This window comes from Pseudomonas sp. NFACC24-1 (assembly GCF_900115235.1).
GTDB lineage: Bacteria > Pseudomonadota > Gammaproteobacteria > Pseudomonadales > Pseudomonadaceae > Aquipseudomonas > Aquipseudomonas fluorescens_AA.
On record NZ_FOVS01000017.1, the window covers coordinates 129585 to 145968 of the forward strand.

Annotated in this window: 4 protein-coding genes; 1 reads left to right on the top strand and 3 read right to left on the bottom strand. The window is 63.6% G+C overall.

From position 1 onward, the window contains the following. Positions 1-41 precede the first annotated feature (41 nt). On the top strand, positions 42-1382 hold the full coding sequence (locus BM317_RS17375) for a diaminobutyrate--2-oxoglutarate transaminase family protein (protein WP_092164980.1): 1341 nt from the start codon (positions 42-44) through the stop codon (positions 1380-1382). A 73-nt stretch (positions 1383-1455) separates the two neighbouring features. Here the strand turns inward: BM317_RS17375 and BM317_RS17380 are convergent, their stop codons facing one another. The 3 genes from BM317_RS17380 to BM317_RS17390 form a co-directional block, all read right to left on the bottom strand. Continuing rightward, a complete protein-coding gene (locus BM317_RS17380; protein ID WP_092164982.1) occupies positions 1456-3417 on the bottom strand; it encodes a MacB family efflux pump subunit in 1962 nt (653 codons plus the stop codon). A gap of 2 nt (positions 3418-3419) precedes the next feature. Next, positions 3420-4571: a macrolide transporter subunit MacA gene (gene macA, locus BM317_RS17385; RefSeq protein WP_092164984.1), complete on the bottom strand. Its 1152-nt coding sequence runs from the start codon at positions 4569-4571 to the stop codon at positions 3420-3422. Positions 4572-4649: 78 nt separating this feature from the next. Then, positions 4650-16384 (bottom strand): non-ribosomal peptide synthetase (locus tag BM317_RS17390; protein WP_092475420.1); only part of this gene is annotated, 11735 nt, incomplete at its 5' end.

Genomic DNA, 16384 nt, shown 5'->3' on the forward strand with positions numbered 1-16384 from the left:
CCCCGCTCGGTTCACGTTCCATAGCCAATGGATGATCGAATATGGAAGCACTCACTTACCTCGAAAACATCGAGTCGAACGCACGTACCTATGCGCAGACTTTCCAGCGCCTGTTCGTCAGCGGCAGGGGCATGCGTATCAAGGATGCCAGCGGCCAGGAGTTCCTCGATTGCCTGTCGAACGCCGGGACACTGGCACTGGGACACAACCCGCCCGAAGTCCGGGACGCGGTGATGCGCTTCCTCGACAGTGATCACCTGCAGCAGGCACTGGACCTGGCCACGCCGGCCAAGCATGCGTTCGTGCAGGAGCTGTTCTCGATGCTGCCGGCGCAAATGCGCGACACCAGCAAGATTCTCTTCTGCGGGCCCAGCGGTTCGGATGCCGTCGAGGCCGCCATCAAATTGGCCCGCCACTACACCAAACGCTCGCCATTGATGGCGTTCCACGGCGGCTACCATGGCATGACGGCCGGCGCACTGTCGGCGATGGGCAAGCTGTCCCCCAAGACCGGCGATGGCCTGATTGCCCAAGGTACGCACTTTCTGCCCTTCCCCTATCGGTTTCGATGCCCGTTCGGCACCAATGGCGAGCATACCGATCAACTGTCCATCGACTACATCCGTACCGTCCTCTCGGACCCGGAAGGCGGCATCGCCAAACCGGCGGCGGTCATCGTCGAGGTGGTGCAAGGCGAAGGCGGCTGCATCCCGGCCTCGGCCAACTGGCTGCGGGCGCTACGGGAAATCACCCTCGAGCAGGACATCTTGCTGATCGTCGATGAAGTCCAGACCGGCCTGGGTCGCACCGGCAGCACATTCGCCATCGAACACGCCGGGATCGTCCCCGACATCCTGGTACTGTCCAAAGCCATCGGCGGTGGCTACCCACTGGCGGTGATCGTCTACGCCGAACATCTGGATACCTGGGGCCCCGGCATGCATGCGGGGACCTTCCGCGGCAATCAGATAGCGATGGTTGCTGGCGCCGCCACCATGCAACAAATCCGCAAGGACCATCTCGTCGCTCATGCCGCCCGGATGGGCGACCGACTGGAAAGCGGCCTGCGGGACATCGCGCAGCGTTCCCCATTCATCGGCGATATCCGCGGTCGCGGACTGATGATCGGCGTGGAAATCACCAAGCCGGCCGACAACCAGCGCGCCGGCCAGGCTGACGGCGCTCGGGCACACGCCATCAAGCTCAACTGTTTCGACAACGGCTTGATGATGGAAACCGGTGGGCGCCATGGCGCAGTGCTCAGGTTCCTGCCCCCCCTGACCATCACCGAGACCGAGGTCGGCATGGTGCTGGACCGCTTCGAACAGGCGGTGAGGAAGGTTGGAGAGACTCGCCCGCATGTGGCACGCGTAGCGGTATAAGGCGCCAGGCACACCTTATGTGGCGAGGGAGCTTGCTCCCTCGCCACTGGGCTTCAAGCCAGGGTAGCCCGGATCAATCCCGAGCCAATGCATTGATCGGATCGAGCCGCGCGGCATTGCGCGCGGGCACGAAGCCGAACACGATGCCGATCAGGGTCGAACAGACGACAGCGGTGACGATCGATCCCACCGAGAACACCATCTGCCACTCCTTGACGAAGATCGAAAAGACGTAGCCGATACCAAACGACAAGGCGATGCCAATCGTGCCACCCATCAGGCACACCATCACTGCCTCCACCAGGAACTGCTGGCGGATATCGGACTGGCGTGCACCGACGGCCATGCGGATACCGATCTCACGGGTACGTTCGGTCACCGAGACGAGCATGATGTTCATCACTCCGATGCCCCCCACCACCAGCGAGATGATCGCAATCAACGAGAGCAAAAGCGCCAGCGATTGGCTGGTCTTCTGCACCGTTTGCATCACACTGTCGAGGTTGTAGGTGAAGAAATCCTTGATGCCATGGCGTTGGGTCAGGAGCTTGACTACGTTGTCCTCCACTAATTTGCTCGGTTGCCCGTCCTTTATCCGCACCGTGATGCTGTCCAGGAAACGCTGGCCCAGCAACCGACCAGCCGCGGTTTCATAGGGCATCCAGATGTTCAGGTTCTTGCTGGTGTTGAAGACGCTTTTGCGGTCTTCGGTCACGCCGATGACCGTGCAAGGCAGGTTGTCGACGAGAATCACCTTACCCAGCGGGTCTGTGTGCGAGCCGAACAGTCTGTGGCTTGTGTTGTGGTCGATGACTACCACTTGCGATTGCCGCCGGGCATCGTCATTGCTGAACGCCACACCCGAGCCGATCTTGATTCCGCGAACCTGGAAATAACTCGCGCTCACACCGTTGACGGTCGCATTGACATCGATGTTTTCATAACGCAATAGCAGGTTGCGACCCAGGTTGGGCGTCGCACTGTCGATGTAATACTGGTCGCCCAGGGCGGTCACATCGGACAGCACCAACGTTTCGATAGCCGTGGAGCGACTGTCCCCCCAGTCGGACCCTGGCATGATTTCGATCGTGTTGCTGCCGATCGCCTGGATGTCCTTGAGGACATATTGCTTGACCCCTTCGCCAATCGCCACGATCGATACCACCGAGGTGATACCGATAATGATGCCCAACATGGTCAGCAGGGTTCGCATTCGATGCGAGACCAGCGCCACCCAGGCCATGTTGAACGCCTCGCTGAACAGGCCGAAGCTGGCGAGCAGGCCGTTCGTGGGCTTGACCTTGGCCGGGCGCGTGTCTTGTGCCGACGGATCCTGCAGCGGCCTCTGCGGATTGGGACGATCACTGACGATTTCACCGTCGCGGATCTCGATGATGCGCTGGGCGTGAGCCGCCACTTTCTCATCGTGGGTCACGATGATGACCGTATGCCCCGCCGCGTTGAGCTCCAGCAGGATCTTCATGACTTCCTTGCCACTGGTGGTGTCCAGCGCACCGGTGGGTTCGTCCGCCAGAATGATCTCGCCGCCATTCATCAGTGCCCGAGCGATACTCACCCGCTGCTGCTGGCCACCCGAGAGTTGACTCGGCCGATTGCTCAGGTGCCCCACCAACCCCAGGCGCTTCAACAGGTCCCCGGCACGGTTGTGGCGCTGTGACTCTGCGGCACCGGCGTAAATAGCCGGCATCTCGACGTTGTGCAAGGCGCTCAGGTGCGGCAGCAAATGGTAGCGCTGGAAAATGAAACCGAAGTGGTCGCGACGCAACCTGGCCAGTTCACGGTCGTCCATCGAACCGGTTTCGCGCCCGTCCACCTTATAGCTACCGGCGTCCGGATGATCGAGGCAGCCGAGTACATTCATCAAGGTCGACTTGCCGGAGCCGGAAGCACCGGTGATCGCGACCACCTCGCCCGCATTGATCGTCAAGTTGATGTTCTTGAGCGCTATGAACGCCTTTTCGCCCGCGAGGAAACTGCGGGTGATGCCCTCGAGTTCCAACAGTGGTCGCGTCATGGTCAGGCTCCCGCCACGGCCGGGGTCGGCTCGCCGATGACAACCTTGTCACCTTCAGCCAGGCCATCCTTGATCTCGGCCCTGACGTTGTTGTTGATGCCCGTCTGCACGTTGCGCGGCTGAGCCTTGCCCTCGGCATCGAGCACACGGACCACGAAGCTGCCATCCTGGTTTTTCGCCCCCAGCGCGGCGACGGGAACCGTCAGCACATCCTTGGCTTTGTCCAAGACGATACGAACCTGGGCAGTCATGGAGATACGCAGGCGATGATCGGGGTTCGGCACATCGAAGAGGCTGTTATAGAACACCGCGGTGTTCTGTTTGGGCGCCCCGGCTGCCTGGGTTTCGAGGAAGTTCTGCGGCGCAGGCTCGGTGCCTCGCAGTGTGGCGTAGTAGCGTTTTTCCGACTCCCCCAGGATGGTGAAATACACCTCTTGGCCGGGAACGATGTGAATCACATCGGCCTCCGATACCTGCGCCTTGACCGTCATGGTGTCCAGGTCGGCGAGCTTGAGCAGGACCGGGGCCAGTTGCTCGGCGATCACCGTCTGGCCTTCCTGCGTCACGATTCCCACGACATAGCCGTCTATCGGCGCGACGATGTGGGTGTAGGCCAGGTTGACCCGTGCGGTTTCCACCTGGATACGGGCGTCCTTTATCTGCGCATCGAGGGAAAGCAGGTTCGCCGCTTCCACCTTGTAGTTCGACTCGGCAGTCTCGTACTCCTGCTTGGAGATCGCGTCGTCCGGCTGCAGTTTTTTGTAGCGGTCATAGGTGGCCTTGGCATCCTTGAGTTGCGCCGCCGTGGCCTGCCGCTTGGCCACCAGGTTCTCTTCGTTGACCAGGGTCTGGCGCAATGAGTTCTGTGCCAGCATCGGATCGATTTCCGCCAGCCACTGGCCCTTCTTGACCTTGTCGCCCAACTTGACCTTGAGCGATTTAAGCTGGCCCGATACCTGGGCACCGACGTCGACCTGCTTGACCCCCTGGAGCGTCCCGCTCGCCAACACCGAGTTCTCGATGTCAGCCCGCTCGACCGTGGCAGTCAGGTACTCCGGCGGTTTGCCCGGCGATTGCGCGCTGTAGAAAATCAGACCGGCCACCACGACCAGTACGAGCACGATAGCGATTTTGCGAAACTTCGACTTTTCCATAAATAACCATGAGTGCGTTGATTTCAGACCCGGCCAACGTGGCGCCGGGCTCCATGGATGCGCGTCAAGGAGAGACCGTCATACGTAGTCACTGGCGGCCTCCTCGTCGAGCATGGGAAGGCCGTCCTGCCACCAGGCTGCCAGGTTGTGTACGTGAGGGGCCTTGAGGATCGTGAAGTGGTTGCCCGGACCGTACCAGATACTGAGGTCGGGGATATGCTTGCGCCATCCTTCGATCATTTGTTCCTGTTCGCGTTTGTTACCGGCCGTGTCCAGGGTTGGATCATCGGCCAGCACCAAGCGCACCGGCCCGGTGTAGCGATGTTGCGGTTGATAAACCGTGCGCAGGGCCGTACCGAAGGCCCGCGCCGGACCGCGCATCGAATCCACCGCCGAACGCTGCGGCAGCATGCCGGCCCGTACCATGCCCGCATGCAGCAAGCGCATCTGCGCGGTATCGTCCTGGGTACCGAAGACCGTGGCATCGATCCCCAACGACTTGCCGGAAGCCAACTGCATCGCCTCGATCAGTCGATTCAGCACCCCCGTCGCGGTATAGGGCTTGCCCACCACGCCGTTGCCGCCCGGCGACTCACTGTCGATCAGCGTCAACGAAGCCACCTTGCGACCCCGGGCATGCAGGCGGGCCGCCATCTCGAACACGATCCAGCCGCCAAAGGAATGGCCGAGCAGATGCACCGGCCCCTCCGGTTGGACCTTGTCGATCGCGTCGAGGTACGCCTGGGCGGCCGTCTCCACGAGGCTGAAAGGCTCTGTGCTGCCGTCCAGCCCGCGGTGCTGCAGCCCATGGATAGGCCAGTCAGGACCGAAGGCATCGGTCAAGCCGATAAAACCGGTCACGCTGTCGCCTGCTCCCGGCACGCAGAAGATCGGCGCCCGATCGGCACGCCCGCCCTGGATCGTCAACAGCGGCTGGTAACCGCTCTTCGGTGAGGGGGCCGGACGCGATGCAGCGGTGTGGAGTGCAGCAGTGATGGCCTGGCCCAATGCCTTGACATGGGGCGTTTGCATCATGCTCTGGTGGTTACCCGGCACCTTGATGCAATGCAACTTAGACGTGGGCAGGACAGCGTCCCAGCCCAGGTAGCCGGAGTGCTCGGGCGCGTCGTCCTTGCGTTCTTCGGCCACCAGCAGATGCACCGGTACGGAAATCGGATACACCGTGTAATGGGCCAACGCATGACCATGGGCCACTTCGCGATCGAGGTACTGCCAGAGCTGCTCCGCGCTATAGACGGCCAGCTCGGCCGGTAGCACCGCCTCGTCGCGGCAATGCTGCACCAGGTCTGTGAAATCGAATCGATCCAATTGTCCTTGCAGATCGGCCAGATTCTCCAGGATCGCTGCAAGTACTTCTTCGCCAGGCAACGCAGCCCTCCAGAAAACATCGCAGCGGTCCAGCAGATGCAGCTTGTGGGCTTCGTCCAATGCCCAGCGCGACCGGCCCTGATCCACCAGCCGAGGCAGATAGCTGTCGATGAGACCGACGAACTCGACCTCCTCGTCCAGGCCGATCAGCTGGATCGCGGTCTCGTAGGCCAGCACGCCACCGAACGACCAGCCGGCCAGGCGATAAGGCCCTTTGGGTTGTACCGAACGAATGATCCCCACCAGGCGCGAGGCCATGCACTCCATCGTTTGCAACTGCGGCTCACCCCATTCGACGGCAGGCAGGCCATACACCGGGATATCCGGATCGATGTGCTTGCCCAGCATCGGGAAGTACAGGTCCAGGCCACTGAACTCGTGCACCAGGAACAGCGGATTCTGCTGGCCAGTGGTGCGCACCGGTACGATGGCCTCCTTGACCTGGGCATCCTCGGTGCGGGCCTGCAGCATCGATGCCATCGACGCGACGCTTTCGTGCTGGAACAGCTCGGCCAGCGAGACGGTCAGGTTGGCCTGTGCCAACAATCCGACCAGCCGGATCGCCAGCAGTGAATGACCGCCCAGCTCAAAGAAGTTGTCGTGACGACCGATCCGCTCCAGCTTCAGGACGTCGGCCCACAAGCCTGCCAGCGCGACTTCCAGGTCGCCTTGCGGCGCCTCGTAGTCCTGGCTCCCATAAGCGTGCATTTCCGGTACCGGCAACGCCCCGGTGTTGACCTTGCCGTTCAGTGTCAGCGGCAACGACGTCAATCTCACGTAGGCCGCCGGGATCATGTATTCCGGCAGCACGGAGCGCAGTTGGGCGCGCAGGACGTCCGCATCGAGGTCCCCACCGTTCTCATGCTCGGTGTAATACGCGATCAGGCACTTGTCGCCCGGACTGTCTTCACGCGCTACCACCAGGGCCTCACGCACCCCATGGCACTCGTGCAAGCGGGCCTCGATCTCACCGAGCTCAATACGGAAGCCACGTATTTTGACCTGACCGTCATTGCGATCCAGATATTCGATGGTGCCGTCGGGCAGCCAGCGGCCGAGATCGCCACTGCGGTACAGGCGCGCGCTGCCCGAATCGCTGAACGGATCGGCAATGAAGCGTTCCTCGGTCAGGTCCGGCCGGTTCAGGTAACCGAGGGCCACCCCGACACCCCCGATATGGATCTCCCCCGCGACACCCACAGGTACGGGTTGGCGCGCGGCATCAAGGATATACACCCGGGTGTTGGCAATAGGACGGCCGATCGGAACACTCGTTGCGCCATGTGGCACGGCAGTGACCACATGGGTCGTCGCAAAGGTGGTGGTCTCGGTGGGACCGTAGCAATGCACCAGCCGCAGCGAAGGAGCATGGGCCAACAGCCGGCGGAAGGAAGCAGGATCACCGCGCTCGCCACCGCACAGCAGGATCCGCAAGCCTGCCAGAGCATCCGGGATCAAGACCAGGTATTGATTGAACATGGCGGTGGTGACGAACAGCACCGACACCTCGGCCTCTGTCAGCGCCTGGGCGAATTGCGTCGGGCTGAGCAACGTTTCGTGATCAATGATCACAACCCGCCCGCCGTTGAGCAATGCCCCCCACACTTCCATCGTACTGGCGTCGAACGCCGGGTTCGAGGCGAACGCCACGCGATCCTGTACACCGAAATCCGCGTAGCCGTTATTGATCGCCAATCGGCCTATGGCCAGGTGCGGCACGATCACCCCTTTCGGGTGGCCCGTGGAGCCGGAGGTGTACATGATGTACGCCGGTGTATCGCTGGTTTGACCGGGGAATACCGCCGGTTGTGCAGCCTGGATCAATTGCAGTGTGTCCAGGTCCAATCGCGGCATGTCTTCCGGCAAGGCCCTGTCACGGGTCGTCAACACCAGCACCGCGGCACTGTCTTGCAACATGAAACGCTGCCGCTCCTCGGGCGCATGGTGGTCCAGCGGTACATAGACGGCGGCGCACTTGAGGATCGCCAGTTCGCTGATGATGAGCTCGAACGAACGGCTCAGCATGATTGCGACTCGAGACCCTGGCTGGACGCCTCGTTCAAGCAAGCAATGCGCCAGGTGATTGGCTCGCTCGTGCAGCTCCCGGTAGGTGAGTTGCTGCGCCCCATGCTGGAGTGCAATCGCGTCAGGCCGGGCCCTGACCTGGGCTTCGAACAAGCCGTGGACCGTCTCTTCGCGAGGATAGACCGTGTCGGTCGCATTGAAGTCGACCAGCAGTTGCCGGCGTTCCGCCGCTGGCAATATCGCCAGCTCACGCAAGGGTACCTCGGGCGTGCGCTCAAGCGCATCGACCAGGCTTTCCAGCGCCGTATGCATGTAGCCGCAGATGCGTTCTGCCCCGATGCGCGACTCCGCCAGGGCGGTCAGTACGAAGGCCTCGCCGAGGTCGTCGATGTTCAGCGACAGTGGATAGTTGCTCCACTCCTCGCCGCCGAGCCCCTCGATCCCGTTCCAGGCCGACTGGGCCTCCTCGGTGACCTGCGTTGCAGTGTGCCGGTAGTTCAGCAGTGCACTGAACAACGGCGTCGACGTAGCGACACCGCTGCAACGCTGTGCCAGTGCCAGCGACGCATGTTCGTGCCCCAGCAGCGCGGTGAGACGCGCATGCGTTGCCTTGACGCCTGCCCGGGCACCGTCGACGCCGACGTCAACCCGCAGCGGCAAGGTGTTGATGAACAACCCTAGCGCCCGATCGGCCCCCTCACCGCCCTGCATCCGGCCCATCAGTACGGTACCGAACACCACGTCTTCGCGCCCGGACACGGCGCCCACCACCCGCGCCCAGGCCAGGTGATGCAGGCTCGCCGCGCTGACGCCAAGCAGTCGCGATTGTGTCCGCAGACGACGATTCAAATTGTCGTCCACGCCCAACCGGGCCTGTTCGATGACATGGCTGTCGCCCTGCACGTCCTGCAGACCGAATGGAAGGGTCGGCTCCTGGATATCCTGGAGCATGTCCCTGAAGAACGCCTCGTGGGCGCTTTGCGTCACGCCAAGCCGCGCCTGGGCCACGTAGTTGCGATACGGCACGGCATCGCCCAACTGTGCCTGCTGCCCGAGCAAGTACGCTTGCATATCGTGCTGGATCACCTCCAGCGCGGTGTGATCGAGTGCAATGTGATGGAACAGCAGCAACGCCACCCAGCGCTGGTGCTCGTCGTCATAGGCACAGGCAAGCCGCATCATGGGCGCCTGGCGCACATCGAGCCGAGAGTGCCGAGGGTCGAAACGCTCACGAAGCTGCGTCACCACGTCCTCGCCCGGCTCGACCGTACAGGTCTGCACCGCCAGTGGCGCTTCCCGCAGCACCACCTGCACCGGCTCGCGCAAGCCCTCCCAAAGCACAGCCGTGCGCAGGATATCGTGGCGGTCGATCACGCCTTGCAGCGCACTCACGAACGCATCCAACCGGGCACGGTCCTCTAGGTTGAACATGGCCTGCTGCACATAGAGATCGCCCTGCGACGAAACCAGGTGGTGATACAGAATCCCTTCCTGCAATGGCGCCAGGGCGTAGATGTCCTGGACATTGCTCACGCCACCGGGCACCCAGGCAACGATGGCGTCGACTTCCTGCTGTGTCAGGTCGGCAAGCGGCAACATCTGCGGGGTGATCCGCTCACAACCCGGCACGATGCCGTTGTCCGGCACCACGATTTCCGTCGTACCGCCCACGGCTGCCGCCAACGCGGCCAGGGTCGGCTGGCCGAACAGCACGCGCACATCGGCGCTCAAGCCGGCTTGGCGCATGCGCTCGATCAACGTAACCGCCAACAACGAGTGCCCGCCCAATTCGAAGAAGTGGTCATGACGCCCCACCTTTTCGACCTTGAGCAGCTCGGCCCACAGTTGTGCCAGTGTCGTTTCCACAGCGCCCTGCGGCGCTTCGTACTCACGGGTAATCACCGACGCCAGGTCCGGCGCCGGCAAGGCCTTGCGGTCGAGCTTGCCGTTGGGGGTCAACGGCAATGCCTCAAGCTGCACATAGGCTGCCGGCACCATGTATTCCGGCAGTTGCGCTAGCAACTGGGCACGCAGGGTTTCGATCTCGACGCGGTGCTCGTCACCGTGCACGGTGAAATACGCCACCAGCCGCTTGGACCCCGGCACGTCTTCGCGAGCCAGCACCACGCTTTCCTTGATCGCCTCGTGCCGGGCAAGCTTGGCTTCGATCTCGCCAAGTTCGATACGGAACCCACGGATCTTCACCTGATCGTCGTTACGCCCTAAGTAGTCGATGTTGCCGTCCGCCAGGTAACGACCCAGATCGCCAGTGCGGTACATCCGTGCATTCGGCCGGGTACTGAACGGGTCATCGAGGAAACGCTCGGCCGTCAGTTCCGGACGGTGCAGATAACCCCGCGCCACCTGGACGCCACCAATGTAGATCTCCCCAGCCACGCCCATGGGCACCGGTTGACCATGAGCGTCGAGCAAGTAGATCCGGGTATTGGCGATGGGCTTGCCGATCGGCGTGCTGTCCGGTGTGTCGGCACCGGAACAGTCCCACGCCGTCACGTCGACGGCCGCTTCGGTAGGGCCGTACAGGTTGTGCAATGCCGTCCGTGGCAGTCGCCCCTTGAAGCGCCGCACCAGATGCCCCGGCAACGCTTCGCCGCTGCACATCACCTGACGCAACCCCTCGCACTCGCCAGCTTCGCCATGGGCCAGGAACACGTCCAGCATCGACGGCACGAAGTGCATCGTGGTGATGCCGTGCCGCTGGATAGCTTCACGCAGGTACGCCGGGTCGCGATGCCCACCCGGACGCGCCATCACCAGCCGGGCACCGGTGAACAGCGGCCAGAAGAACTCCCACACCGACACGTCGAAGCTGAACGGGGTCTTCTGCAGCACCGCGTCCGCGGCGCTCAGCGGGTAGGCGTCCTGCATCCACAGCAGGCGATTGACCACCGCGCCATGCTCGTTCATCACGCCCTTGGGCAGGCCGGTCGAACCCGAGGTGTAGATGACGTAGGCCAAATGGTTGGCATGCAGGCCCGAGACCCGCGGATTTCCGGTTGGCTGCGTGGCGAAGTCCTCCTCTTCGAGCACCATCACCCTGGCAGCGGTCGCAGGCAGGCTCGCCTGCAAGGTGCGCTGGGTGAGCACCACCGTCGGTGCGCTGCTCTCCAGCATGTAGGCCAGGCGGTCGGCCGGGTAATCCGGATCGAGCGGCACGTAGGCGGCGCCGGACTTGAGAATGCCCAGCAGCGCCGCGACCATGTCCGTGCTGCGGTCCACGCAGATCGCCACGCGGTCATCCGGACGAATGCCCAGGGCAAGCAACCGGTAAGCGATCTGGTTGGCGCGGCCGTTCAGTTGGGCGTAGCTCAGTTGCTGCTCTTCGAACACCACGGCGACGGCCTCCGCAGACGCTGCCACCTGTGCCTCGAACAGGCCATGCAGGGTCAGGCCTTGCGGATAGTCGACGGTTGTAGCATTGAACGCTTCCAGCAGATGCTGGCGCTCTGCGTCCTCCAACAGCGGGATCTGCGTCACCAACGCCTGCTCATCGGCAACCATGGCGCGCAAGATACACTCGAGGTAGCCGAGGTAGCGCTCCATCGTGGCCTGGTCGAACAGTGCCGTGGCGTACTCCAGCGAACCGAACAGACGACCATCGATCAGGGCCATGTCCAGCAAAACATCGAACTTGGCGGTACGGCTGGTCACCCCCAGCCCTTGCAATGACAGGTCGGACAGTTCCATCCCGCCGGCTTCGCTGTTCTGCCACGACAGCATGGCCTGGAACACTGGGCTGTGGGACAGGCTGCGCAATGGCCGGACCACTTCCACCACCTGCTCAAACGGCAAATCCTGATGCGCCTGGGCGCCCAGGGTCTGGGCCTTGACCCGTTGCAGCAAGGCGTCGACGGTCAGTTCGGCCGAAACCTCGACGCGTATCGCCAGGGTGTTGACGAACAAGCCGATCAGGTCTTCGACCTGCGCCTGCATACGGTTCGCCGTCGGTGTGCCGATGACGACATCATCCTGCCCGGACATCCGGCTCAGCAGCGCGGCCCACGCTGCCATCACCGTCATGAACAACGTGGCACCATGGCGCTGGCTCAAGGCCTTGAGGCCTTCGGTCAGCGCTTCATCGAAGGCGATCCCCACCGCGTGGCCTGAATGATCCTGCTGGGCTGGCCGTGGCCGGTCAGTCGGCAAGGTCAGCAACGCCGGTGCTCCGGCCAGGGTGTCCTGCCAGTAGCGTTCCTGGCGGCTCAACACCTCTCCGGTGAGCCAGCGCCGCTGCCAGACGGCGTAGTCGGCGTATTGCACCGGCAAGGCCGGCAGCGGGTCGTCCTGGCCTTGGCTGAATGCAGCGTACAGCACGCCCAATTCACGGGTCAGTACATCGGCGGACCAGCCGTCCGAGACGATGTGGTGCAGGGTCACCAGCAACACATGGTCAGCATCGCCCATGTGCACCAGGCGACCACGGGCCAGTGGGCCACGGCTCAGGTCAAACGCCTGCCGTGCTTCCTCCCCGGCCATGCGCGACAGCTCGGCCTCGGCATCCGGGTGGGCGGACAGGTCATGCCGTTGCAAGGCGAAACCGATGTCGGCCGGAGCAATGCATTGCTCCACTTCCTGGCCCTGGACAAAGGTTGTGCGCAAGGCTTCGTGACGGGCGACGATGCGATCCAGGGCAAGGCCCAGGGCGGCGGTGTCCAGCACACCGCGCAGACGCAAGCCGGTGGGGATGTGATACGCCGCGCTGGCGTTGTCCAGCTGCGCGAGGAACCACAGGCGTTGCTGGGCAAACGACAACGGCAATGCCTGCTCACGGGACACCGGCACGATGTCCGGTCGGGTGCTGCGTGCCGCTCGGGCCAGCACCTGGGCCAACGCACTCAGCTCGGGTTGGGCAAAGACCTCGTTCAGGCTCAGTTCCACCCCCAACTGCTCGCGCACCTGGGCAATCAAGCGCATCACCAGCAACGAATGCCCGCCCAGCTCGAAGAAGTGGTCGTGACGCCCCACCGCTTCGACGTTGAGCATGCCCTGCCAGATCTGCGCCAGGGCGACTTCCGTGGCCCCTTGGGGTGCTACATGCATACGACTGGCGAAGGCCTCGGCATCCGGCGCCGGCAGTGCCTGGCGGTCGAGTTTGCGGTTCGGCGTCAGCGGCAGCGCAGCCAGACTGACGAACGCACTCGGTACCATGTACTCGGCCAGCAGGGTCGACAGTTCCGAGCGCAAGGCAGCCGCGCTCAGGGTGATACCGCCGTGCGGCACGACATAGGCCACCAGGCGCTTGTCCCCTGGCGTGTCCTCGCGCACGATCACCGCCGCTTCCTTGACCCCGGCGCAGTGGCTGAGCCTGGTTTCGATTTCACCCAGCTCGATACGGAATCCCCGCACCTTGACCTGGAAGTCATTGCGCCCCAGGTATTCGATGCGTCCGTCCGGACGATAGCGGGCCAGGTCGCCGGTCTTGTACATGCGGGCGTCGGGCTGGTCACTGAATGGATCGACGAGGAAGCGTTCGGCATTGATCGCGTCGAGATTCAGGTAACCCCGGGCCACGCCGTCGCCACCGATGTAGATCTCTCCCGCCACTCCGAACGGCACCGGCTGGCGGTGGCCGTCGAGCAGGTAGATACGGGTGTTGGCCATCGGCGTGCCGATGGTGGCGTTGCCGGCCGCCCCGTCGGCTTCGTAGTGCATGTAGGCGGCGGTGCACGATACGGTCGCCTCGGTCGGGCCATAGGTGTTGATCAGCCGGGTATGGGCCGAGCGCACCGCGTCCCACATCTGCAGTTTTTGCATCGACAGCGCGTCACCGGTGACGTTGACCAGGCGCACATCGCGCAGATGATCGCGGGCCTGCGCCGGCGTGCCGTGCCATTCGGCCGTCAGGGAATGCCAATGCGCAGCGGTCAAATGCACGAAGGTTGGCCGGAGCCCGGCGTCCTGCTGCAACTCGACGCTGCCGAACAGCGCGCGGGTCGGCGCCAGGGTGGCGCCGGTGACCAGCGCCGGGAAAATCTCTTCCACCGAGAGGTCGAAGTTCAACGTGTTCTGCTGCAGCACCGTATCGGCCGGCGTCAGCTCGAACAGGCGCACGGCATCTACGCAGTAGTTGACCAGCCCCCGGTGTTCGATCATCACGCCCTTGGGCGCGCCGGTCGAACCCGAGGTGTAGATCACGTAGGCCAGATGGCGCACGCCGAGGGTCGCCACCACCGGGTTGTCTTCGCGGCCCGCGGCAATGCCGCTGCGCACTCGCTCGACGTAGTCGAGCAGCACCACCGGCGCTGCCAGTGGCGGCAGGCAGTCTTGCAGTGCGCGCTGGGTCAACAGCGCTACCGGAGTGCTGTCGGCGATCATGTAGGCCAAACGTTCGGCGGGATACGCCGGGTCCAGCGGCACGTAGCCGCCACCGGCCTTGAGTACCGCCAACAGGCCCACCAGCATTTCGGCGCTGCGCTCGACACAGATCGCCACGCGGTCGTCGGGACGGATGCCCAGCCCGATCAGGTGATGGGCCAATTGGTTGGCCTGGCGATTCAGTTCGGCGTAGCTCAGGCGTTCGCCTTCAAATACCACGGCAATGGCCTGCGGCCGAATCGCGACCTGGGCCTCGAAGAGTTGATGGATTGTCTGTTCACGGGGGTACGGCGCCTGGTTCGCGTTGAGCCCGACCAGCAGACGCTGGCGTTCGGCGTCGTCCACCAGCGCGATCTGCTCGATCAGCGCCTGGTCACTTGCCACCATGGCACGCACCACCCGCTCGAAATAACCGAGGTAACGCTGCACCGTGGCCTCGTCGAACAAGGCCGTGGCGTATTCCAGGGCGCCGAAGATCTGCCCCTGAGCCTCGCCGAGTTCCAGGGACAGGTCGAACTTGGCGATATTGCTCGCCACACCAAGGCTTTCGAGCTTCAGGTCGCCCAACACCAGCTCGCTGTTGTCCAGGGTCTGCCAGGACAACATGGCCTGGAACAGCGGGCTGTGGGACAGGCTGCGCATCGGCTTGACCCGCTCCACCACTTGCTCGAACGGCAGGTCCTGATGCGCCTGGGCGCCCAGGGTCTGGTGCCTGACCCGCGCCAGCAAGGCCTCGACCGTCGGTGCGCCCGAAACGTCGATACGCACGGCCAGGGTGTTGACGAAGAAGCCGATCAACCCTTCGACTTCCGACCGTGTGCGGTTGGCCACCGGCGAACCGATCACCACGTCGTCCTGCCCGCAAAGGCGACTCAACAACGCCGCCCAAGCCGCCATCAACGTCATGTACAGGGTGACGCCGTGACGCTGGCTCAAGGTTTTGAGATTGGCCGTCAGCTCGGCGTCGAACGCCAGGGGCAGCGCCGCCCCGCTGTAGTCCTGCTGCGCCGGGCGCGGCCGGTCCGTCGGCAGCATCAACAGCGCCGGCGCATCGGCCAGGGTTTGCCGCCAGTAGCTGCTCTGGGCCTGCAACACGTCGCCGCTCAGCCAGCGGCGTTGCCACAGGGCGTAGTCGCCGTATTGCACGGCCAGCGCCGGCAGCGGATCGTCCAGGTCATGCCGGAACGCTTCGTAGAGCGCTGCCAGTTCCTTGACCAACACCCCCATGGACCAGGCATCCGAAACGATGTGGTGCATGGTCACCAGCAGCACATGCTCCTCGTCACCCAGGCGGATCAACCGGCCACGGATCAGCGGGCCGTGCTCCAGGTCGAAGGCGTCGACGGCTTCCCGCGCCGCCAGGGCTTGCACTTCGGTTTCAGCATCGATCCGCTCGGAAAAGTCATGCTGCAGTAAGGCAAAACCGCTATCGGCCGCGGCGATACACTGCCGGGGCTCCTCGCCCTGGACCTGGACGAAAGTCGTCCGCAACGCCTCATGACGGGCAACGATGCGATCCAGCGCCCGCTGCAGGGCGACGCGCTCCAGAGTGCCACGCAGACGCAGCCCGGCCGGCATGTGGTAGGCCGAGCTGGCCCCTTCCATCTGCGCCAGGAACCACAGGCGCTGTTGGGCGAACGACAGCGGCAGGGGTTCGTCGCGGGAGGCCCTGACGATCTCCGGCAATGTGCTGCGCCCAGCCTGGGACACGGCCTGCGCCAGTTCCATGAGTCCGGGATGAGCGAACAGAGCGGTGAGGCTCAGTTCCACGCCCAGGCGCAAACGGACCTGGGAGATCAGTTGCATCGCCAGCAATGAATGACCGCCCAGCTCGAAGAACTGGTCGTGACGGCCGACCTGTTGCAGGCCCAGCAGGTCCTGCCAGATCTGCGCCAGGGTCGTTTCGATTTCGCCTCGAGGGGCTTCGTAGCCGCGGCTGATCAACGAATCCAGGTCAGGGGCCGGCAGGGCCTTGCGGTCGAGTTTGCCGTTGGGGGTCAACGGCATGGCGTCGAGACGCACATAGGCCACGGGCACCATGTATTCCGGCAATTGCCCTTGCA